The following is a 22,031-nucleotide window of genomic DNA, read 5'->3' on the forward strand; positions in this document are numbered from 1 at the left end:
AGTCAATTGATCGTTGTATTGGTTGTGCTGCTTTTCGGATTTGCAACTGTTTGAATATATGCTAAGACCTCTTCTATGCCCAGTTTATTGTGTGCAGAAACACTAAAGATGGGTGGAAGCGTTGCCCAGTCTTGTTGCAGCATATGGGTTAGCGCCATATGGTGTTTTTGGGCCACCATTTTATGTTTTTTGTCTGCTTTTGTAAGTATAATAGCAAAAGGAACATGGTGTACACCCAACCAATGTATGCATGCAAGATCAATCGCTTGAGGTGGAATTTTTGCATCAAGCAATACAAAAACAGTAACCATATTGGGCCTATGCAAAAGGTACTCCCGTAACATTTTTCCCCATTTTATTTTTGTTGCATGCCCTACTTGTGCCCATCCATATCCTGGGAGATCTACAAAATAGATCTGGTTATTCACTAAAAAATGATGAATCAGTTGTGTTTTTCCAGGCATTTTGGATACCCTAGCCAATTGTTTCCGCTGCAAAAGTGCATTAATTAAGGAGGACTTGCCTACGTTAGAACGGCCTATAAAAGCCACTTCTGGTTTGGTATCATGGGGGCACATTTTATAGTGTGTGTTGCTGGATACCAGAGCAATAGAATGGATTTTCATATATAATTTCTATTATTAGACCTTCTGCAAAAGCTATTTGTGATCAGCATTTTTAGGAGCATCGCAGTCGAGCATCGCAGCATACTAATACTAGATGTATTTGAGGAGCATAGACAAGCTTCGATACCAAAATTGCCATTAGCATAGCTTTTGCAGAAGGTCTATTAACCATATCTCCTATGGCGCAAGTTAATGAAAAGAATGTTGTTTCGTACATCGTGAGGCCGTTGTTATAGGCCTGTAGTATAATTTTCGTTATGCTTCTAGCGTAGTAGTTGATATTTAATCTGACATTTGTTAATTTGTGTTGATATAAATAACGACTACTATTATGGCTAGGGGCTTTTGTGGTACTGACGGCCAAGACTAACCCTTCTTTACTTTCCACAAGGATGTGTCTTTTATATGGAAACGGTCTCATTTTGATCCTTAAGTGCGTTAATTTCATCTTTATGTACACTAACAACCTTGAATGGATCAAAGACTGTGGAGGCATTCTCTAAAAACTGACGTTGCCAATTTTAAAGAGTTTAGCAAGCGGCAGATATTAGAATTGTGTAAATTGAATTAATAGCCCAAAAATGTGTGTGTGATATAGGTCCTGTAGTATATCAGTACGCATAAAACATTGTCCTGCAACGTTGTTACATGAGACTTTCTTCCATGGCATTGCTTCTGTTCTACGATTTTTTCTCAAGATGGACCTAGCCTCTTAATGACTTCTTCGAATTCTGAAACTGTTAAACCTGCCAATTGCCTAAAAACATGTGGTGTTTTGGACAATCCTTGGAAATCTATTGACATATTTTATATTGTAAAGTATGTGTAATACAATTTTTATTATAATCATGCAACTAGTACCTAGCTTTTCGCAGAGGGTCTATTAATGTTTATTATGAAATTGATCCATACATTTCATGTATTGTCAAGATACAATGTTGATATTTCTTTTATTATTTACTTACGCTTGTAATCACATTTCTAGATACAATGTTACAGAATGTGAAGCATCGGTTAATCGTAGTCCTAAATCGCTAAGAAGTATTCTTTTAAATCAAAAATATGATCATGGGTACCTTCTTCATCAGTTTGTAATGGACTCTGCTAACTGGCCGGAGAACAACACTCTAAATAATAGAGAACGTATATTAAAGAGTATAAAACGTATATTGCGTGATTTTGGTAATGATCCTCTGGTAATCAATAAACGTAATGATGAGGGATATACTCCGTTTGATTTGGCAACGCTGAATAATGATCATCGTATGGTACAAGCATTCCTGTCTTCTTTTAGAAATGGTATTGATGTGAATGCTAAGCATAACATTCTCAATACCCCGCTTCATATGGCAGCGGCATGTGGCCATGTAAATGTTTGTGCCAAATTACTGCAAGCTGAGGGGATTTTAGTCAATGAGCGAGATAAGTATGGTAATACCCCGCTTCATTTTGCAGCGGTATGTGGCGATGTAAATATTTGTGCCAAATTACTGCAAGCTGAGGGGATTTTAGTCAATGCGAAAAATAATCATGGTCATACCCCGCTTCATTTTGCAGCGGCATGTGACCATGTAAATATTTGTGCCAAATTACTGCAAGCTGAGGGGATTTTAGTCAATGCGAAAAATAATCATGGTCATACCCCGCTTCATATGGCAGCGGCATGTGACCATGTAAATATTTGTGCCAAGTTACTGCAAGCTAAGGGGATTTTAGTCAATGCGAAAAATAATCATGGTTATACCTCACTTCATGTGGCAGCGGAACGTGGCCATGTAAATGTTTGTGCTAGGTTACTGCAAGCTAAGGGGATTTTAGTCAATGAGCAAGATGAGGATGGTTATACCCCACTTCATGTGGCAGCGGAACGTGGCCATGTAAATGTTTGTGCCAGGTTACTGCAAGCTAAGGGTATTTTAGTCAATGCGAAAAATAATCATGGTTATACCCCACTTCATGTGGCAGCGGAACGTGGCCATGTAAATGTTTGTGCCAGGTTACTGCAAGCTAAGGGTATTTTAGTCAATGCGAAAAATAATCATGGTCATACCCCACTTCATGTGGCAGCGGCATTTAACCATGTAAATATTTGTGCCAAATTACTGCAAGCTGAGGGGATTTTAGTCAATAAGCGAGATAGGTATGGTAGTAATACCCCGCTTCATATAGCAGCGTTATATGGCCATGTAAATATTTGTGCCAAATTACTGCAAGCTGAGGGGATTTTAATCAATGAGCGAGATAAGTATGGTTATACTCCGCTTCATTTGGCAATGAAATATGGCCATGTAAATATTTGTGCTAAGTTACTGCAAGCTGAGGGGATTTTAGTCAATAAGCGAGATAGGTATGGTAGTAATACCCCGCTTCATATGGCAGCGGCATGTGGCGATGTAAATATTTGTGCCAAATTACTGCAAGCTGAGGGGATTTTAATCAATGAGCGAGATAAGTATGGTAACACTCCGCTTCATTTGACAGCGAGACATGGCCATGTAAATGTTTGTGCCCAGTTACTGCAAGCTGAGGGGATTTTAATCAATGAGCGAGATAAACATGGTAATACTCCGCTTCATTTGACAGCGAGACATGGCCATGTAAATGTTTGTGCCCAGTTACTGCAAGCTGAGGGGATTTTAATCAATGAGCGAGATAAACATGGTAATACTCCGCTTCATTTGGCAGCGAGCCATGGCCATGTAAATGTTTGTGCCCAGTTACTGCAAGCTGAGGGGATTTTAATCAATGAGCGAGATAAGCATGGTAATACTCCGCTTCATTTGGCAGCGAGATATGGCTATGCAAATGTTTGTGCCCAGTTACTGCAAGCTGAGGGGATTTTAGTCAATACGAGACCGTTTCTATAGTCATTTAATTTTATCATTAAAACTTATCTTTTATTTTTCTCAAATCGTTAAAAAAGGTCAAAGTTTATTGATTTTCAGGTATTTATGCTTCAAATTTTAGCAGTATGCTTATATCTCTCAAGCAAACTAACCAACTAAGTTTCTCAGATATTTCAGCGAGCCGACGTAAGTGCAAGCACACCTTTTTCGACCAAATAAATAAGTTAGTTAATTGGTCGGCAGTAGAAAAAGAGCTCCGCTAACAACGGCCTCAGCTTGTGATTTTTGTAAATTTTTATTAAGCTTAATGTAAATTATGGTATGGTTGCATAGTACATGGACCAGCAACATAGCCAAGTTAGTGGCAACCATTCTTGCTGTATCATGTGTATCACCTAGTAAATTGCGTAATAAATTGTATATGGCAGGCCAACCTCATTATATGGAAGGAATAGATATATCCAACCATCAAAAGGCAATAAATTGGGAACAGTGCACTCCTGGTAGGAGTGGTAAAGACTTTGTTATTGCCAAAGCTACAGAAGGCGCAACCTATCAAGATCCTATGTTTGGTCAAAACGTTTCCGGTGCGCGTGCTGCAGGTTTTTCCCGGATCGGCGGCTATCATTTTGTACGGTTTGGTTCAAGTGCTCCTACTGCGCAAATGGACAATTTTGTGCGCCAAATAAGCGACGTGGGCCTATTGGAGGATAAGGAAGCGATCATAGCATTAGATGTAGAAGAACATACGATGGCTGATTATACTATAGTTGGAAGCGTGGTAGAAATATGCGTTCGTTACCTCAAAGCTATGCATATAACGCCTTACATTTATACAAGGACATCGTTCTGGAATGCCCATGTAGCAGTGACCCCTGATATCGTTAAGGAGTGTCCATTATGGATTGCTAGATGGCGTGATGTCCCGCCATCACCAGAAGAACTGCCACGTGGTTGGGATCTCTGGACTATTTGGCAGTACGCTAGCAAAGGGCAAGTGCCAGGCATTATAGGTGACGTAGACCTGAATAGGATGATTAGATAATTTTTTTTTCCAACCTATTTTTCTAACTTGCGGGCATATTTTAAAAGAAAGTTGTTAGCCTATATTTTTCTTGAGACCTTCTGCAAAAGCTATTTCTAATGGCAATTTTGGTGTCGAAGTTTGTCTATGCTCCTCAAATACATCTAGTATTCTGCGGTGCTCGACTGCGCTTCTCCTAAAAATTGCTCACCACAAATAGCTTTTGCAGAAGGTCTTTGGTTCACTTTATTTTTTTTTGCCATGCCTAATCCATTACCGCCCTCCACTTCTAGTATGCACACATGGGGCAGTAATCATTTACAAGTAGCTACTGAGGTGGTGCATGCTGGTGTGGAGCCAGAACCGCATACGGGTGCTATCCTTACACCTATTTTTCAATCCTCTGTATTTGTGCAGGAATCTATTGAAACCTATTTGGCAAAGGGCCATTCCTATTCTGGATCAAGAAATCCTACTGTTGCAGTCCTTGAAGCCAAGATTGCTGTTTTGGAAAAAGCGGAAGCTGCTTATTGTTTTGGTTCGGGCATGGCTGCCATTATCACAACCTTGGCAACTTTTTTGCGCAATGGGGACCATTGCATACTCTCCAATGGTTGTTACGCCACTACACAAGAAGTAGCACGTAACCTTTTTGGCCAACTTGGTGTAACTTTTTCTTTTGTAGATTTTACCAATCTAGATGAAATAGCAGCAGCCATACAACCCAATACCAAAGTACTCTTTTCAGAATATCCAACCAATCCTACCCTTACTTTAACCGATTTAGCTGCGGTTAGCGCATTGGCCCACCAGATAGGTGCCAAACATGTTTGTGACAGTACGTTGGCCTCACCTATGGTGATTTGTCCATTAACATTTGGTGCCGATATAGTAATTCAATCTACCACTAAATATTATGATGGACATAATATGACTATTGGAGGCGCAGTAGCTTGCGCATCTGTAGAAGATGGCCCTACTATTTTCTCTTATAGGAATATGCATGGGAGTATTATGAGCCCTATGGTTGCCTTTTTTACCTTACAGTCGGCCAAAACCATGCACTTACGGATACGAGAACAGTCTGCAAATGCAGCACAGGTGGCTACATTTTTAGCAGGACATCCCAAGGTAGAAAAGGTGGGATACCCAGGGTTGGCAGACTTTCCACAAAAGTCCTTGGCAGATAGACAACATACTAATGGACTCCATGGTGGCATGCTGTACTTTATATTGAAAGGAGGCGCCGATACAACCAGTAAATTTATGCAGGCGTTGCGTCGTCCATGGAGCTTTGGTGCCAATTTAGGTGGAGTAGAAAGTTTAATTTCTTACCCTGCTGCAATGTCTAATGGCACAATGGATGCCACACAACTTCAATCCATTGGCATAAGCCAGGGTTTTGTACGAGTATCTTGTGGCATTGAAGCTGTACAAGATCTTATTGATGCACTGGAAGCAACTTTTAGTGTATGCTAAAAGTATCTATTTACGCCTGTGACTGGGCCCCGCCTCTCTTTCGAATCATTATCAGCCCCACGTCTCCTTCGATAAAAAATGGCGCTCTAGTAAAACACTAACACCTGAGCGATATCTTTTTCAGCGGATTAGAAAATCGTCTGTTTGAAGCCCGCTTGCGGGCTGAGTTTACGATTTTCCCGCTGAAAAAGATATCGATTCAGCTATTTACTATCGGGCCAGACTTTTTATCGAAGGAGATAAGGGGCCCCAACCACAGGCGTGAATAGATACTTATAATCAGGTAAAAAATAAGACAAATTCCTTAAGTTGGCGCCATTGGGTGAACGGATACACCTTAGGGGTGTAATGTTCCGATATGTGACCGGTATTGTACATTTCCCAAACGTATATCAAGCTTACAAGCAAGCTTTAGTATAAGTGGTATCATTCTATTCTTACATGCATATTCTATACCACTTTCAGTGGTGTCCAAATGAAAATTGAAAATGATTGCAAATCCATGTTCGTTCATCTTATCAAGATATATGTTGGTTTTTTCTGGCTTTATCAATGGCTGGGATGCAGCGATTTCATTTAATCCTTGCATAAATTTTGGTAGTAATTCTAAAGATATGGCATAGTTTAATGGTACCTCTAAGGAGACCATTCGTGACGTTCTTTTACCAAAGTTATCAATATAGGCATCGGCTAGTTTTGCATTGGGTATATAAACCAAAGAGCCTTCCTTGGTACGTAGTAAGGTAGAGCGTAAACCCACCTCTTCTACTTTGCCACGAATGCCTCCGGAAACAATTTCATCGCCTACACTAAAAGGTCGATCCATTGTAATCATCAATGAGCCAAATAGATTTTTAATGGTATCTTGGCACGCCAAACCAAGGCCTAGGGTACTGAAAGAAAGTGCCTTTACTAAGGAACCTGTTGCAAACCCAAGGTTATCGATTGTCTGCACCAATCCAACAATCCCTACAATAATTTTAGCTGTTATGCTAAAAAGAGGCAAAATATGGATCATAAACTTGTTATGCTTCTTAGCAATTTTTATTCTATATTGCATCAAATTGACGCACTCATAGGCCAAACACATCCATAAGAAAGAAGTAGTAGCTTCTATGACCCGATTGATAAAAGAGGTTAAAGATTCAGACTGGAACATGGTCAGGCCACTCTTTAAGAAGTATATGCTAATCACCAGCATAAGCAACCGCTCTATGGCAAATGACTTTTTACTGCCTATAAACTTGTAGACCATAAGCTTCAAAAAATAGGGCATAATTTTATAGGTCAGCCAAATAATGATGGCTAGTCCCATCAACATGATATATTGCCAAATCGCAAGATTTAATATCTGTTTCTGGCAAAATGCCTCAGGCAAAAAATGGTATAAGAGCGTGTGTAATCTATCTGAAACTTCATATTCCCTGATAAAATTTAAGGTCTCTTGGCTGTAACGCCATTGTTCGCCTTCTTTGATTAAGTAAACTTTTGGTAGCTTTTTAGATAAAATAAATCTATTTTCATTTATCGTTGGATCCATATAATTAGGATCCTTAGGTATGGTTTCAATATTGATGCCCTTAAGTGTGAGCAATCTTTTGAGTTTAACAGCCATTTCTTTGCTTTTGGGGGCTGCGCCATGTATAAATACAATGCCCACATGCTCAGAAGCTTTATTCCCAGGGTTTAGCAGCATAAAATGGGTATATACGGTGTCATATGGGGAACTCAAATTTATTTTGAGATCATCCATGCGTCTACTGTGTGCTTGTGCCATAATCGGTAGCACTGCCCATACCAAGAAAGTAATGCATGGTATTTGTTGGATCCGTATGAAGTAGGATGCGATCGTTCCAATACAAAGTCGGTGTGTACTATTCATGCTTATACTATTTTAATGCTAATTGGATGTGGCTTATTTGCTCGCTAAATTAAACTATATCTTGTGTTTTGTACAAAAAATAGCTGTTTAAAATGCTGTATCAGTCAAATTTATGAAAATCAGTTTTTTGACCATGCAAGATGCTGCACTTGTTGCCTTTGATTAAATTTCTTGAGCTATATGGTAGATACAATGGATACAGAACAGGCCAATCACGCCTCCTCAGATCGTTATGGGTTTGATTATGTAGAAGTTTTGGGTGCAAGGACCCATAATTTAAAAAATATTGACGTTGCGTTTCCACGCAATCAACTGGTGATCATTACAGGTGTCAGTGGCAGTGGAAAATCCTCTTTGGCCTTTGATACGATAAATGCAGAGGGGCAAAGGCGGTATAGGGAAAGCTTTAGTGCCTATGCGCGCGGCTTTTTAGGTAGCTTAACCAGGCCAGAGGTAGATAAAATCAATGGACTAAGCCCTGTTATTGCCATTGAGCAGAAAACAACCAATCGCAATGTACGCTCTACGGTAGGTACCACTACAGAGATCTATGATTTTATGCGACTGCTTTTTGCACGGATAGCTGATGCTTACGCCTATACTACAGGTAATAAAATGGTAACGCAGGATGAGGAACAGCTCCTTACCCATCTATTACGGACCTTTTCTGGCCAACGGGTTACCTTAATGGCTCCTCTGGTTAGAGGCAGAAAAGGCCATCATGAGACATTGCTAAAGCGTTTGCTTAAGCTGGGTTTCAATAAAGTTAGGGTGAATGGGGCTATTGTTGAACTGACCGAAAACTTAAATCTGGCCCGTCATAAAAAGCATGATATTGCCTTGGTTATAGATCATGTTTTAATAGACTTAAAAGTATTGGATCGCATCAAAAATGGACTACAATTGGCTATTCAATATGGGAAGGGAACATTATTAGTAGTAGATGCTGAGCAAAAAGATCACTATTTCTCTACATACCTAATGGATGAAGAGACCGGGCTTGCCTATGATGCACCAGAGCCCAATCTTTTTTCCTTTAATACACCTTATGGCGCATGTCCCAGTTGTGATGGATTGGGTGAAATTACCCAGATAGATATGGACACAATTATTCCAGACAAGGGCATAAGTATTAAAAATGGAGCCATTCTACCATTAGGCCCTTATAAAACATCATTGTTATTCAAAAAAATAGAAGCCTTATTGAAGTTTTTCCAATGCAAAATTACCGATCCAGTAGCAGCACTTCCTCCGGCTGTATTGAATTTATTGCTATTTGGCAACATTACACCCTATCGTTCTGCGCTTATTGCAAATTGTGTAGAGCCTTTTGAAGGAATCATTGCTGTGTTGATCAAACAGCAAGAACGAGAAACGGCTACACGGCATGGCAGTCTAGAAGAAGGGTTTGTCTACACAGTTGTATGTCCAGATTGTGACGGAACTAGATTAAACCCAGTAGCCCGATCTTTTAAGATTCAAGATAAAAGTATTACTGATTTGGTTTCAATGGACTTAGATCAACTCAAAAAATGGTTTGATACATTGTTAACTGTATTAACAGGCAGACAGCAGCTCATTGGCCAGGAAGTTATAAAAGAGATTTCCAAACGTCTACAGTTTTTAATCGATGTGGGCTTACACTATTTACAGCTTAACAGAAGTTTTAGTAGCTTATCAGGGGGAGAAGCGCAACGGATTAGGCTGGCTACACAAATAGGCACCCAATTATTGGGTGTGCTCTACATTCTTGATGAACCAAGTATTGGTTTGCATCAACGAGATAACGATCGGCTTATTGGTGCTTTACAAGCGCTTAGAGATATAGGCAACACGGTATTGGTAGTGGAGCACGATAAGGAAATGATGCTTGCCGCAGACTATCTCATTGAAATAGGTCCTCAGGCGGGCGCTTTTGGAGGAGAAGTAGTTGCAGCGGGGCCATTGGTCGAGTTTCTAGCACAACCCAGTGTTACAGGCGAATTTTTAACCGGCAAAAAGGGCTTTTCCCTGCCACGCAATCGCAAACAAGGCAATGGTAAAACCTTGACCATTAAGGGATGTAGTGGCAATAATTTAAAAGATATAGCCTTAACCATTCCATTGGGGCTAATGATTTGTGTAACAGGGGTATCAGGAAGTGGTAAGTCTTCGCTGATTCGTAAAACCCTTTTGCCTATTCTTAAAAAACAGCTTTATAACAGCCGTGTTGTACCATTGCCCTATACAGAGGCTAGTGGCTTAGCCTATATTAATAAGGTTATAGAGGTAAATCAGTCTCCTATAGGCAGAACGCCCCGATCTAATCCTAGCACCTATACCGGTATGTTTACCGATATACGTAACTTTTTTGCGATTTTGCCAGAGGCAAAGATTAGAGGATACAAGCCAGGAAGGTTTTCTTTTAATCTAAAAGAAGGTCGATGCAACACTTGTGAAGGAGCTGGCATTCAACGTATAGAAATGGGCTTTCTGCCCGAGGTATATGTAACCTGTGATAACTGTAAAGGCAAACGATACAACCGTGAAACATTAGAGATACAATATAAAGGCAAATCTATTGCGGATGTCTTAGATATGACGGTGTCTAATGCCATTCCTTTTTTTGCAAGCCATCCATCTATACTGCTTAAGCTTCGTACCTTAGAAGAGGTAGGTTTGGGATATATTACCTTGGGGCAGCATGCCACTACTTTATCAGGAGGAGAAGCACAACGGGTCAAGTTGGCTACAGAATTAGCAAAAAAAAGTACGGGAGATACCCTTTATATCTTAGATGAACCCAGTACTGGCCTACATTTTCAGGATATTTTAGCATTGCTCTCTGTGTTAGAAAAGTTAGTAGAACAAGGCAATACGGTGTTGATTATAGAGCATAATATGGATATTATCAAGATAGCAGACTATGTGATTGATATTGGGCCCGATGGTGGGCGAGCAGGAGGCTATTTAGTGGCGCAGGGTACACCAGAAGCTGTTGCAAGGGTCCCAGAGAGTTATACAGGTTATTTCCTACAAAAAGAACTTGCCACATCATCCTAAACGAGATCCGTTGGTTAAACGGTAAAACTGCCTGATAAAAATGGCTAACCAAAGCGCAAAACTTTAGGAATAGGGGGCGCATATAGCAGTATGGCTTGTTTGCTTGCTATGGTTTTAAAATGTAAATTTAACATTAAATACATCTGCGTGTAGCCTGCTGTAGGATGGTTGCGGTTTTGTACAACCTTTAAGCCATTATTTGTAACTTTTTTCTTGCATGTTTGTTTCTTTTTCGGTTCCCTTTGTGTTGCTCAAATATTTCCGAAAATCTTTTGTATTTCTTTGGCTATTCGGGGTATGCTCCTGCAAAGACTTTAAAAGTTGGGAGAGTAGCTATACACCTAATGTACAAATTGCATTGGTGCAAGAAAAAGATGGAGATGCCCCAGCAGTAGTAAAAGATTTACACAGCATCGTTCTTGAAAAATTTTCTTGGACAAAAAGACCCGTTGTTACACGTAATGATAGCTGTTTTTTATTCAGTAGCACTAGCGAACTCACTATACCCCTCAACCCAAATGCTGATACAGTCAGCTTTGAGGTAGAAAATATAGGCGGTATCTACTATCACAAGATTACCATTTATTATGATCGTATTGTTTCCCTGATTTCTCCTGAAGCTGGAGGACTTCAGATACAATACGTTATTAAACGTATACAATTGAGTACTAAAAATACTAAAAGGCCTATTTTTAAGAAATATACCATTGACAATCCAGTTCCCTTGAAGGCAGAGAAAAACCAAACGCATGTTACGTTATATTATTAAGCCAATACTTTGTCTGATATTGTCTGCTGCGATCCCTGGGTATGCAGTGGCCAATGCGCCACTACCCCCTAATACCATTTGGCCAACTACCTGGTATATTGGTATAGATTTGGCAAAAACCTGCGTAGGTTGGTACCAAAAAACAGGCGCTGCCTATGAAGTCAATGGGTCTATTGATTTTAACCACATCTTATTGGATGTGGACTATGGATGGGGACAAATCCAGCGTGATGGTAGGCCCAATAAAGGCTCATTTTCATCTGCGCAGGGGCGCTATTTTAGGTTAGGGTTAGGGTATAATTTTCTAACACCTACGCTCCATCACAATCAATTTTTTGTAGGCTTCCGTTATGCTAGAAGCTTTTTTAATTTTCAACTAGAGGGTAATAGGTTGCAGTGCAACCACCCCGCTGATAAAGCTTGCACCCCTGAGATATGTAGCTATGCACCTATTGCATTGCGGCATAGTAAAGGTGATGCAATAGCCCATTGGTGGGAAGTGGTAGCAGGGGGGAAGATCTATCTGATTAGTATGTTGTCTGTTGGTTGTACCGCACGCTACAAGTGCAGTAAAAGCATAGAAAATAATTTACATGCGCTTCCATTTGATATTCCAGGTTTTGGATTAGCCGAATTTGATCATGCTTTTGGCTATAGTGTGTATATCGCATTGCGTATTCCACTTCAGAAAAGCAGTAAAGTTTGTTCCGGGAATTTTTCTAAAAAAAGTGTAACTTAAAGCCACTGAATCTTATAAAAAATTATATTACACGTTATGCTATCATGAGGCGATATGGAAAATACATTTTAGTTTTGTTAAGCGTCATTTTGGCAGATCAAGGATCCAAGCTTTGGGTCTATAGCCATATGCAATTGGGACCACACCATCACATTAAAATCTTTGGCAACTTATTAAAGTTGACCTATGTACTCAACTATGGCATGGCTTTTGGGCTGCAATTTGGTTTTAAGTATGGCAAGTTATTGATCACTTTTGTACGCCTTTGTGCCTCACTCTATATTGCATTTCATATTGTTCGTTCGCTGGCTCAGCCGGCCATTCCCTTTTGGGTTTGGGGGTGGATATTGCTTTTAGGAGGCGCTATTGGCAATACCATTGATAGTATTTTTTATGGTGTTTATTTAGATAATGCACCTGATATAGCCCCAATGAAATGGTTTCATGGTCAGGTAATTGATATGCTCCATGTTGATTTTTGGTCTGGTATGCTTCCTAATTGGTTCCCAATTTGGGGTGGACAAGAGATGTGTGTGTTGCCTATTTTCAATATAGCAGATGTCTCTATTTTTCTTGGACTAGGAATGGTTTTTTACTCCTGCAGTGGGTTGGCTCCATTTAAAAAAAAGAATCAAGTGGCCGATATTGTGATATAAATATTCCCCCTATATGAAACAGTTTCTAAAATATTTTTCTATTGTAGTATTGATTGTCCTAGCAGACCAAGCATCTAAACTTTGGGTCTATGCCCATATGGAAATGGGAACAGATGGGCAAATTAATCTTTTGGGCAATGTTTTAAAGCTTACCTATACTTTAAATCCTGGAATGGCTTTTAGCATTCATCTTGGTTTTAAGTATGGAAAACTATTCATTACCCTGTTCCGTTTTTTTGCCTCCCTATATATTTTTTGGTATATCATTCAATCCATAAGAAAAAATGCACCTGCTTTTTGGATCCTTGGATGGGCCTTGGTGTTAGGAGGTGCTATTGGCAATAGCATCGATAGCATCTTTTATGGTGTCTATTTGAATAACGCGCCTACTGATGCGCCTATGAAATGGCTCTATGGTCAGGTAATTGATATGCTTCATATTGATCTTTGGTCAGGCGTTATGCCTAGTTGGCTACCCATTTGGGGCGATTACTATGTATATTGTCTGCCTGTTTTTAACATAGCTGATGTAGCTGTATCTACTGGATTAATCGTTATTTTATGGCGGTTTCATCTAGCCCCTCATGCCAGCAATTAATTTTTAGCTTACAGTCAGCACAATATCTTTTTTACATAATCCAATGCACATCCATTTCTTATAATCCTAAAATCGCCCTCAACAGAGAGGTCAACAATAGTAGAACCTAGTCTCATCGGATCAATAGTACCTAAAGTACTTCCATCAAAAATGGCATCTAAATCAGGCCAAAGTTGCTTAAACTCTTTAATATTTAAACAACTAGTTTCATTACTTTTATTGGCACTGGTTAACGCAATGGCTGCATTACAAAGCTGTGCAACATGTATCATAAATGGATGATCTGGTATGCGCAAACCAACCAAATTTGTTTTGGGAATCAAACTTTTATTAATATATGGTAATGCTTTCAAAAGAAGCGTGACAGGCCCAGGGAGCAAATCGTTGAGCAAAGGCATAACCTTTACCCCTATCTTACAATATTTAGGAATGTCTTGAATGGATCCAACACAAATGGAAATTGGCCTATCGTTGTTACGTTGTTTAATCTGAAATAATCTTTTTACCGCGTTTTTATTTTGAGCCAAACAGGCCAGCCCATAAACCGTGTCAGTAGGTACAGCGATCACACCTCCTCTATTCAGTAAGGATGCGGCGCATTGAGCAGCAGATAGGTAGGAAGCAACTGATAACCGGTTTGGATTTGACCGGTTGTTTAAAGAAACTAATTTGGTTGTCAAAATATCGTTATGATTTTTAATAGAATCCATCCTCCAAGTGTACAATTTCAGTAACTTTTTCGCTGCTGCCTAGCACAGCTATGATATCGAAGCGTATGGCCTGCTCGCTATTTTTAATCCGTAAGTAATGGGCAGCAGCCAAGCGTAATGCGCGAATTTTCTTTTGGTTAACAAAAGCTTCTGGGTTGCCAAATAGATTATTTTTACGTGCCTTTACCTCAACAAAGACAATGAGGTTGTCTTTTTTAACAATAAGATCTATTTCAAAACGTTTGTAACGAAAGTTTTGCGCCACTACGTTAAAGCCTTTTTGTACTAAAAAGTCTGCTGCCACCATTTCTGCGTATTGACCAAAAGTTTGTGCGATGTTTTTTGTTGGCATAGCCTAAAATGGAATAGCTAGTATACTATACTATTATATGAACTTAAAAAATAGTGTGCTTAAAGCCTAACTTTATGTCCGCTATATGTGAAAATATCGATAGAGATATCTCTTTATATAAGCATATAATGAAAATTGAAATCTTCATAGTTGTTGTTTTTTAAATTTATTTGTATAATTGCCTGTGCTTACATATGCAAGTTGCATGTGGCAATAGGCTCTAAACATTAAAGGTTAATACATAATGACGGTTGTAATCAGTTTGCGCAAATGGGGCTATTTACCCTATTGGGGTTTTTGTTTAGTGGTTTTGCTCCATTTTGCTGGGGCATGTAAGGAAAAAAAATCTGCCTCCTCCTTGCATTTGCCTAAACGTAATCAGATTGAAAGCCCGTTCTCGAATGCGTCTTCATCCAATCAAATTGAAAATGATGGTTCAAATATTGCTCAGCCTGCTTTGTCTTCATTAAAGCAGCCTGCTACGAATGCCTTAGATTCAGAGAAAAAAGAAACGCAAACATCTCTAATTGATAGTCTCAATACGATGGTGCAAGAAGAAAAGCAATATCGTGAAGCGTTTAGTCAAAAACTAAGCCAAATAACGGATATCAATACAAGAGATAAAGTGATAGCATCATGTCGAAAAGAAAGAAATCAGCGTATTGAAGCATTGAATGCACTTTTGGAAAAAGTAGCAGATCCTAATAAAAAACAGCAATTAATAGCGGAATTTAATGGAGTAGTAGCCATGTGTGTGGAGCGTAATGACTTGAATGAAAAATATGCTGGATGGTCAGAGGAAAAAGCTAGGAGGATAGGTGATATTATGGAGAAATACAGTGGCTATGCTATAGAATCTAAAAGGCAGCAGATTAGAGATCGCGTAAAGAAATTATTCATAAGTACGCACAACCAGGACGCCCAATGTGCTATATGTCATAAAACAGAATCTGTGGGTTTACTGCCATGTGGTGACTATGTCCATGCTGATTGCCTTGTGGAAGCAATGATTTTTGTCTGGAGGAAGGGCCATGAGTTTGTATATACATGTCCAGGATCTTGCGGCAACTATTTGGTTTTTCATTACTTCCTAATGGATGATGCATACGCAGAAAAATATTTAAACCCAGATAAGCAAGAAGAAATCTTTTTCAAGCCTAGAGGTTAATAAAGGATAGCATTATAGATCCATACATTCCGCTCCAATAGTGTAAAATATCTGTTACTTTTCTATTAGTGGCTATTCCCGGGTATCCATTCATCACTATGGCTACGTTTTTCTGAAAAAGTAAATGGCTGACCAATTAACAGCCCCGCGTCTCCTTCGATAAAAAATGGCGCTCTAGTAAAACGCTAACACCTGAGCGATATGTTTTTTCAGCGGATTAGAAAATCGTTTGTTTGAAGCCCGCTTGCGGGCTGAGTTCACGATTTTCCCGCTGAAAAACATATCGATTCAGCTATTTACTATCGGGCCAGACTTTTTATCGAAGGAGATAAGTGGACCAGCCACAGGCGTGAATAGATACATTCCCAACTTAAGCACTACAAAAGTTTATAACAACAGTTTAATAAATTAGATAAATATAAATTTATTTTTACCATAAAATAGCTGTAATTTAGTCCCCTATGAGGAGGATGATCATTTTAGCTTTGTATTTTTTAATTGGGCAGGGTAGTGCTATGGCATTGCCTGGCCGTTTTAGTGCTGAATGTTCTCCTGCTTACGCTACCAATAGGGTCTATAGCCAAATGCATCCCCCCCCCTATGATAAAGGAGGCGCACTAAGGATACACTTTGGCGGTGCCTATCATTTCGCACTACAGGAGCATTGTAGTCTTAGTGTAGGCCTTTCTTATGCCTTAGGTCATATTGCATTAGGGCGTGACGTTGATGGGGCAGGCCCCTCTACATATGAGGCCTATTTTTTACCCTATGTATGGGTACCTGTTTTATGTAGACTGTATACCAGCGAGTTGATGATTGATACCAGTATCTATTTTAAGCTAGGCATCATACCCTCTATCAATCTTCCTGTTAGAGCTACTGCACCATCCTCTTCCATTCGATCCGCTTTTTTAACTAAGCGGCCGTTGGGCTGTTTTATTCTTTTGGGTGGGGGGGTAAAATATGATTTTAGTCTAACCAATAGCCTTGCTTTGGGGCTCAGTTATTGTTGGGATTTGCCTGGTGTCATGTATAAAAAAGATCCAAATAATGAACTGATAGCGTGTTATTGTCACAATAACTTTATTTGCCTGGATATCTGTTGCTTATTTTAATAGCATATGTATGTAGCATGATGCTAAACATCAACAGATCTCTATGGCTCAAGGCTCACTATAGTAGATAGCAAGCCTGTAGCATATGCCAAAGCAGCCTGAAAAAATGGCTAAATCTTTTTTAAATTATATATTATGAAGTTATCCAATTTTAAGTTTGAGCTACCAGCGAGCAGCATTGCACAATATCCGATAGAGGAAAAGGAAGATGCGCGTTTAATGGTTGTACATAAAGATAGTGGCAAAATAGAGCATAAAACCTTTAAAGACCTTCCTGCTTATTTTAGTGAAGGGGATACTTTAGTGGTCAACGATTCTAAGGTATTGCCTTGTAAGCTTTATGGCTGTAAAGAAAAAACAAATGCACAAGTAGAAGTGCTTTTATTGCGGAAATTGAACGATGAGCATGGCTTATGGGATACTATTGTCGAGCCAGCACGTAAAATCCGTATAGGGAATAAAATTTACTTTGGAGATGGCGAGTTGGTAGCTGAAATTATAGACAATACGACTTCCAGGGGTCGCACCCTTAAATTGTTGTTTGACAGGACAGAAGAGGAATTTTATGCACTGATTAATGAAATTGGTCATATGCCTTTACCCCATCAGATAGGGCGCCCATCCAAAGCGGAAGACCGGGAATACTATCAGACCATATTTGCGCAAAACATAGGTAGTATTGTGTTACCAGCTGCTGGGCTCCACTTTACCCCTTATTTGTTGAAGTATTTAGCCTTGCAGAACATTTCGGTTGTACCGATTACGCTCCATATTGGTTTGGGTGAACTCAGTATCATTGATATGGAAGACTTAACCAAGGTAAGGGCTTCCTCTGAACGTTTTGTGATTACCAAGGAAGCTACACAAGTAGTCAATCAGAGCTTGCATCATCATAAAAAAGTTTGTGCTGTAGGCACTTCAGTGTTAAGGGCTATGGAATCTTCTGTTTCCGTTTCTTGCCAACTCAAAGAAGCCAGTGACTGGACTAATAAATTTATTTTACCTTCTTATACTTTTAAAGTTTGCAATGCATTATTGACCACATTTCATCTTCCTTCTTCTATTTCTTTAGTCAGCGTAGCTGCTTTTGGAGGAGAGGAGTTGATCTTAACTGCTTATGCCGAAGCTATAAAAGAAGGGTATCGGTTTTTCTTGTATGGCGACTCTATGTTGATTATATAAATGGCAATATGTTGGAAGGGATCTCAAGCAGCCGATCAAGTTATAAGTTTATTCTATTTATGATGATAATGGTAGATACAAATATCAAAAAAGTTAAGCGTTGGTTATGCCTCTTCTGTTTATGTATAGGATGGGCACAGCCTATCTTTGGTGCAACGGGTTATACTGTACGCAACATTCAGGTAGTGGGTAATGCGTGGGTAGCTTCTGACCGGTTGATTGCGCTTTCTGGTTTGCAAGAAGGCGCAATGGTTGATCCATCAACTGGACAAATTCGTAATGCTATTTTAAAAATAGCCAAACAGGAGGGTGTTAAATCTGCTTCCATTTATCTGTCTGAGGTTGACCAAGCAAATGGTTTAGCCACTTTTGTTATTCATGTAGAGGAATATCCCCGACTAACCAGCTATCTTTTAGAAGGTTTAACTAAAAAAGAGCAAAAAATGCTGCTTGAAAAAGTCACCATAGGTGATTGTGTGGCGCTATCTCCGATTTTTCTTCAAAAAACTACTGATAAGATTAAAAACATATTTCTAGAGAAAGGGTTTAGAGAGGTAGAGGTTGCTACAGAGTTGATGCCAAGTCAGAAAATGGATCATCAAGCTGCTTTAAAGATTAAGGTCAATAAAGGGCAAAAAAGCAGGGTGCAGAAAATTATTTTTGAGGGGAATGACCATTTAGATGCTGATTGCTTGATATATCATATGAAAGAATTGCAAGAAGCGCCTCATTGTACACTTTTCCAGGATATTTTTAAGAAAATCATTACGCTTGCACCCATCCGAAAAGGTGGTATTCTGTTGCAGTTGCCTAAAAAGATGGATGATATCAAACAGTATCTTTGTAGCCATGTTTCTTTTTTCTCATCTGTTTTTACAGAAGAAAAATACTTAAAAGCCAAAGAGAACTTAATGCTTTTTTATCGATCACAAGGGTTTCGAGATGCATATATTGCAGCAGAGCGTTTGCAACCATCTACCGATGGAAAGCTGGATATTTATTTAAAGATTAATGAGGGGAAACCATACATGATTCGCCATGTTAAATGGGTTGGCAATTATCTCTATAGTGACGAAACACTCAATAGGTTGTTAAACTTGCAGGAAGGAAAAATATATGACCCTTGCTATATTAAAAGTCGATTGAGTCCTGGGATTACAGATGTAACGATTAGTGATTTGTATACCAATAATGGGTATCTTTTTTTCCGAGCTGAAGTTGTTGAGTCTAGTATAGAAGATAATCAGATAGATCTAGAAATTAGAATCCAAGAGGGGAAGCAGGCTACTATTCGTCAAATAGATATTGTAGGCAATACTTTGACCCATGATTATGTTATTCGTCGTGCACTACTCACATTACCTGGGGAGCAATATAACCAAGGTCTTGTACGAGAGTCTTTACGAAACTTAGCCATGTTAAACTTATTTAAGCCGGAAAAATTAATCCCAGATATACACCCAGATGAATCTAAAGGGCAAGTAGATATTATTTATTCGGTAGAGGAGCAACCTCGGTTCGATCTTAAGCTTAATGCCCATTATAGCAATGGGATTGTAGCTGGGATTGAGCTTGGCTCTAATAATGTTTCTTTAAAAAACTTATTTTCAGGTAAAATGCCTATAGGAGCTGCTCAGGAATTGCACTTATCAGCTGAACTGAGTGGTAAGCATTATAAAAATTTTAGTTTCTCTTTTCAAGAACCTTGGTTCTGGTTGCAGGAAAATCATTATATATTTTCCGTAAGCTTCAATAGTGCCTATCAACAAGCATCTTATACGAGAAAGAGTGTATTAGATGACTGGGTCTTCTTAAACATATTCCCAATCTGGAAACAAAATAGAAAAGGTAAAATTTGCTCAATAGGTGGTCGAGTAAGTTTGGGGAAGCATATTGCTAGATATTGGGAGGTTCATTTGGGCATAGATTACCACCACCATACTTACCAATACTATGAGCTATTAGCAGATCATAGTAAAAGGTCTGGGGGCTTGCATGATCTTACTTTAGACGTTGCATTGAATTATTCTAGTATCAATAATCCAAATTACCCTACTAGTGGAGCTTCTTGGTCTAATTTTTTAACCTTGACACCTCCCTATACTTTGTGTGGTTATCTACCTTCGGTAGCAACAGCCATACCACGTTTTAAGGAGTTTGGAAAGTTTATAACAGATGTATATTATTTTAAACGTTTGGTAGGTAATTGTGTTTTACATTTTCGTGGCCATGCTGGATTTTTACATAGTCTGTCTAAACATGAAATAGGCCCTTTTGAGCGATTTTATCTAGGTGGAACATCAAATATTCCCACTAAACTATTAGGTGTTAATTTTGTTTCGTTGCGTGGTTATCCAGATGACAGCCTTACGCCAGAAGATTACGCTAAAAAGATAAAAGGGGGCGTTTTATTTAATAAGTTTGTTTCAGAGTTGCGTTATCCACTTATGCTTGCACCTATTTGTTGCTATCTATTGGGATTTGTAGAGGTAGGAGATAGTTGGCTGCACTATGACCATTTCAACCTATCTAATTTAAAAAAATCTATAGGTGGTGGTGTGCGTATTATTTTGCCTATTCCTATTATACCTATGCTTGGGCTTGACTTTGCCTATAGATTGGATCCTGTAAAAGAGATCCGTAGTGCTAAAAGTTCTTTTGAATGTCATTTCACCCTTGGGCCTAGTATGCGCTAGGAGAGGGGGGAGATTATAACTATTCGATACCTATATTATATGCAATCAAATGGCTGGCCGCCTGTGGCTGGTCCCCTTATCTCCTTCGATAAAAAGTCTGGCCCGATAGTAAATAGCTGCATCGATATCTTTTTCAGCGGGAAAATCGTGAACTCAGCCCGCTTCGCGTGCTTCACACAGACGATTTTCTAATCCGCTGAAAAAGATATCGCTCAGGTGTTCGTGTTTTACTAGAGCGCCATTTTTTGTATCTATTCACGTCACTGGTTAATAATGAATTGTATTCCACTTTTTTCTTGATAAAAAAGTGGACAAAAAATCAAGCCCTCGGTAAAAAGTTGGGGACCTCATCCCTTACAGATGGAAAAACAGAAGTCGCCCGCTGCGCGGGCTTCAAAGGAATCTGTTTTTCCTAATCATCTGCAAGGGATGAGGCCTATTTCCCCACTTTTTACAGGGGCATTTTTCTACTATGGACATAGCGTTAAACGCATACGCTACGTTTGGCTGAAAAAGCAAGTGGCTAGTCCATTACCAGCCCCCGCGTCTCCTTCGATAAAAAAATGGCGCTCTAGTAAAACACTAACACCTGAGCGATATCTTTTTCAGCGGATTAGAAAATCGTCTGTTTGAAGCCCGCTTGCGGGCTGAGTTCACGATTTTCCCGCTGAAAAATGTATCGATTCAGCTATTTACTATCGGGCCAGACTTTTTATCGAAGGAGATAAGGCGGCCAGCCAGAGGCGTGAATGGATACAAAATCAAGCCCTCGGTAAAAAGTTCCGGAACCCACCCCTTGCAGATGAAAAAACAGAAGTCGCCCGCTGCGCGGGCTTCAAAGGAATCTGTTTTTCCTAATCATCTGCAAGGGGTGGGTTCTATTTCGAAACTTTTTACAGGGGCATTTTATCACTATGGCCATAGTGTTGAACAGATACCATTTTTTTATCGAAGGAGATAAGGGGCTGATAATGATCAGAAAAGCTATTGTGGCCGCCGATAAAGGAATGCGGCGCTTCAGTAAAGCGGAAGTCTTTAAACAATCTATTTTCAGGGAAGAAAAGTAAGCAAAAAATCTCCAAAAAATGCAGTCCATTATACCTGTAAACACCAGAAACAAGGAATCCACACTATATAGCCTTCAAGT

Annotated in this window: 18 protein-coding genes and 1 pseudogene; 15 read left to right on the forward strand and 4 right to left on the reverse strand. The window is 39.3% G+C overall.

The features are described 5' to 3' along the window. Positions 1–2: 2 nt before the first annotated feature. Positions 3–626, reverse strand: coding sequence for a ribosome biogenesis GTP-binding protein YihA/YsxC (yihA, locus tag AAHM81_RS02680; RefSeq protein ID WP_342264974.1), 624 nt, complete (start codon positions 624–626; stop codon positions 3–5). 935 nt (positions 627–1,561) lie between these two features. Between yihA and AAHM81_RS02685 the strand changes: the two genes are divergently transcribed. The 4 genes and pseudogenes from AAHM81_RS02685 to AAHM81_RS02700 all read left to right on the forward strand — a co-directional run bounded on the left by AAHM81_RS02685 (position 1,562) and on the right by AAHM81_RS02700 (position 5,975). Continuing rightward, positions 1,562–3,493 carry an ankyrin repeat domain-containing protein gene (locus AAHM81_RS02685; protein ID WP_342264975.1) on the forward strand — a complete coding sequence of 644 codons (1,932 nt, stop codon included), beginning with the start codon at positions 1,562–1,564 and terminating at the stop codon, positions 3,491–3,493. A 104-nt stretch (positions 3,494–3,597) separates the two neighbouring features. Next, positions 3,598–3,729, forward strand: a pseudogene (locus AAHM81_RS02690) (IS5-like element ISCca3 family transposase); the annotation flags it as partial. Between the two features lie 59 nt (positions 3,730–3,788). Next, complete coding sequence (locus AAHM81_RS02695) at positions 3,789–4,517, forward strand: glycoside hydrolase family 25 protein (RefSeq protein WP_342264976.1); 729 nt, start codon at positions 3,789–3,791, stop codon at positions 4,515–4,517. A 273-nt stretch (positions 4,518–4,790) separates the two neighbouring features. After that, positions 4,791–5,975, forward strand: coding sequence for a PLP-dependent aspartate aminotransferase family protein (locus tag AAHM81_RS02700; protein ID WP_342264977.1), 1,185 nt, complete (start codon positions 4,791–4,793; stop codon positions 5,973–5,975). 337 nt (positions 5,976–6,312) lie between these two features. Here AAHM81_RS02700 and AAHM81_RS02705 read toward each other — a convergent pair whose 3' ends face one another. Beyond that, the gene (locus tag AAHM81_RS02705; protein ID WP_342264978.1) at positions 6,313–7,857 is read right to left on the reverse strand and encodes a mechanosensitive ion channel family protein; all 1,545 of its coding nucleotides are present in this window, start codon (positions 7,855–7,857) and stop codon (positions 6,313–6,315) included. Between the two features lie 180 nt (positions 7,858–8,037). On the opposite strand from AAHM81_RS02705, the gene uvrA reads away from it, so the two are divergent. From uvrA to AAHM81_RS02730, 5 genes are all read left to right on the forward strand, one after another. Continuing rightward, positions 8,038–10,899: an excinuclease ABC subunit UvrA gene (gene uvrA / locus AAHM81_RS02710; protein WP_342264979.1), complete on the forward strand. Its 2,862-nt coding sequence runs from the start codon at positions 8,038–8,040 to the stop codon at positions 10,897–10,899. A gap of 244 nt (positions 10,900–11,143) precedes the next feature. Next, a complete protein-coding gene (locus AAHM81_RS02715) occupies positions 11,144–11,668 on the forward strand; it encodes a hypothetical protein (RefSeq protein ID WP_342264980.1) in 525 nt (174 codons plus the stop codon). Continuing rightward, positions 11,649–12,407 (forward strand): DUF6048 family protein, encoded by a 759-nt coding sequence (locus AAHM81_RS02720; protein ID WP_342264981.1) that lies wholly within the window; start codon positions 11,649–11,651, stop codon positions 12,405–12,407. Before AAHM81_RS02715 ends, AAHM81_RS02720 begins: the two co-directional genes overlap by 20 nt. Positions 12,408–12,496: 89 nt before the next feature. Beyond that, a complete protein-coding gene (locus AAHM81_RS02725; RefSeq protein ID WP_342264982.1) occupies positions 12,497–13,063 on the forward strand; it encodes a signal peptidase II in 567 nt (188 codons plus the stop codon). Between the two features lie 13 nt (positions 13,064–13,076). Next, entirely contained in the window at positions 13,077–13,661 is a 585-nt protein-coding gene (locus AAHM81_RS02730) for a lipoprotein signal peptidase (protein WP_342264983.1), read from the forward strand. A 14-nt stretch (positions 13,662–13,675) separates the two neighbouring features. On the opposite strand, the gene AAHM81_RS02735 is transcribed toward AAHM81_RS02730, so the two are convergent. Next, complete coding sequence (locus AAHM81_RS02735; protein ID WP_342264984.1) at positions 13,676–14,341, reverse strand: L-threonylcarbamoyladenylate synthase; 666 nt, start codon at positions 14,339–14,341, stop codon at positions 13,676–13,678. A gap of 16 nt (positions 14,342–14,357) precedes the next feature. Further along, a complete protein-coding gene (locus tag AAHM81_RS02740) occupies positions 14,358–14,723 on the reverse strand; it encodes a YraN family protein (RefSeq protein ID WP_342264985.1) in 366 nt (121 codons plus the stop codon). A 244-nt stretch (positions 14,724–14,967) separates the two neighbouring features. Here AAHM81_RS02740 and AAHM81_RS02745 point away from each other — a divergent pair, with 244 nt between their 5' ends. The 6 genes from AAHM81_RS02745 (at position 14,968) to AAHM81_RS02770 (ending at position 21,845) form a co-directional block, all read left to right on the forward strand. Continuing rightward, on the forward strand, positions 14,968–15,891 hold the full coding sequence (locus AAHM81_RS02745; protein ID WP_342264986.1) for a hypothetical protein: 924 nt from the start codon (positions 14,968–14,970) through the stop codon (positions 15,889–15,891). A 485-nt stretch (positions 15,892–16,376) separates the two neighbouring features. After that, positions 16,377–17,006, forward strand: coding sequence for a hypothetical protein (locus AAHM81_RS02750; protein ID WP_342264987.1), 630 nt, complete (start codon positions 16,377–16,379; stop codon positions 17,004–17,006). Between the two features lie 135 nt (positions 17,007–17,141). Beyond that, the gene (gene queA / locus AAHM81_RS02755) at positions 17,142–18,188 is read left to right on the forward strand and encodes a tRNA preQ1(34) S-adenosylmethionine ribosyltransferase-isomerase QueA (RefSeq protein WP_342264988.1); all 1,047 of its coding nucleotides are present in this window, start codon (positions 17,142–17,144) and stop codon (positions 18,186–18,188) included. A 68-nt stretch (positions 18,189–18,256) separates the two neighbouring features. Further along, complete coding sequence (locus AAHM81_RS02760; RefSeq protein ID WP_342264989.1) at positions 18,257–20,884, forward strand: BamA/OMP85 family outer membrane protein; 2,628 nt, start codon at positions 18,257–18,259, stop codon at positions 20,882–20,884. A gap of 360 nt (positions 20,885–21,244) precedes the next feature. Then, positions 21,245–21,517: a hypothetical protein gene (locus AAHM81_RS02765; RefSeq protein WP_342264990.1), complete on the forward strand. Its 273-nt coding sequence runs from the start codon at positions 21,245–21,247 to the stop codon at positions 21,515–21,517. Between the two features lie 169 nt (positions 21,518–21,686). After that, on the forward strand, positions 21,687–21,845 hold the full coding sequence (locus AAHM81_RS02770) for a hypothetical protein (RefSeq protein ID WP_342264991.1): 159 nt from the start codon (positions 21,687–21,689) through the stop codon (positions 21,843–21,845). Positions 21,846–22,031: the final 186 nt, after the last annotated feature.

Origin of the sequence: Cardinium endosymbiont of Philonthus spinipes (genome assembly GCF_964030745.1) — a bacterium.
Lineage (GTDB): Bacteria > Bacteroidota > Bacteroidia > Cytophagales > Amoebophilaceae > Cardinium.

Bases quoted from the DNA above. Each gene is read 5' to 3' on its own strand.
- yihA (WP_342264974.1), bottom strand. From the start codon at position 626: ATGAAAATCCATTCTATTGCTCTGGTATCCAGCAACACACACTATAAA.
- AAHM81_RS02685 (WP_342264975.1), top strand. From the start codon at position 1,562: ATGTTGATATTTCTTTTATTATTTACTTACGCTTGTAATCACATTTCT.
- AAHM81_RS02695 (WP_342264976.1), top strand. From the start codon at position 3,789: ATGGTATGGTTGCATAGTACATGGACCAGCAACATAGCCAAGTTAGTG.
- AAHM81_RS02700 (WP_342264977.1), top strand. From the start codon at position 4,791: ATGCACACATGGGGCAGTAATCATTTACAAGTAGCTACTGAGGTGGTG.
- AAHM81_RS02705 (WP_342264978.1), bottom strand. From the start codon at position 7,857: ATGAATAGTACACACCGACTTTGTATTGGAACGATCGCATCCTACTTC.
- uvrA (WP_342264979.1), top strand. From the start codon at position 8,038: ATGGTAGATACAATGGATACAGAACAGGCCAATCACGCCTCCTCAGAT.
- AAHM81_RS02720 (WP_342264981.1), top strand. From the start codon at position 11,649: ATGTTACGTTATATTATTAAGCCAATACTTTGTCTGATATTGTCTGCT.
- AAHM81_RS02730 (WP_342264983.1), top strand. From the start codon at position 13,077: ATGAAACAGTTTCTAAAATATTTTTCTATTGTAGTATTGATTGTCCTA.
- AAHM81_RS02740 (WP_342264985.1), bottom strand. From the start codon at position 14,723: ATGCCAACAAAAAACATCGCACAAACTTTTGGTCAATACGCAGAAATG.
- AAHM81_RS02745 (WP_342264986.1), top strand. From the start codon at position 14,968: ATGACGGTTGTAATCAGTTTGCGCAAATGGGGCTATTTACCCTATTGG.
- queA (WP_342264988.1), top strand. From the start codon at position 17,142: ATGAAGTTATCCAATTTTAAGTTTGAGCTACCAGCGAGCAGCATTGCA.
- AAHM81_RS02760 (WP_342264989.1), top strand. From the start codon at position 18,257: ATGGTAGATACAAATATCAAAAAAGTTAAGCGTTGGTTATGCCTCTTC.
- AAHM81_RS02765 (WP_342264990.1), top strand. From the start codon at position 21,245: ATGGAAAAACAGAAGTCGCCCGCTGCGCGGGCTTCAAAGGAATCTGTT.
- AAHM81_RS02770 (WP_342264991.1), top strand. From the start codon at position 21,687: ATGAAAAAACAGAAGTCGCCCGCTGCGCGGGCTTCAAAGGAATCTGTT.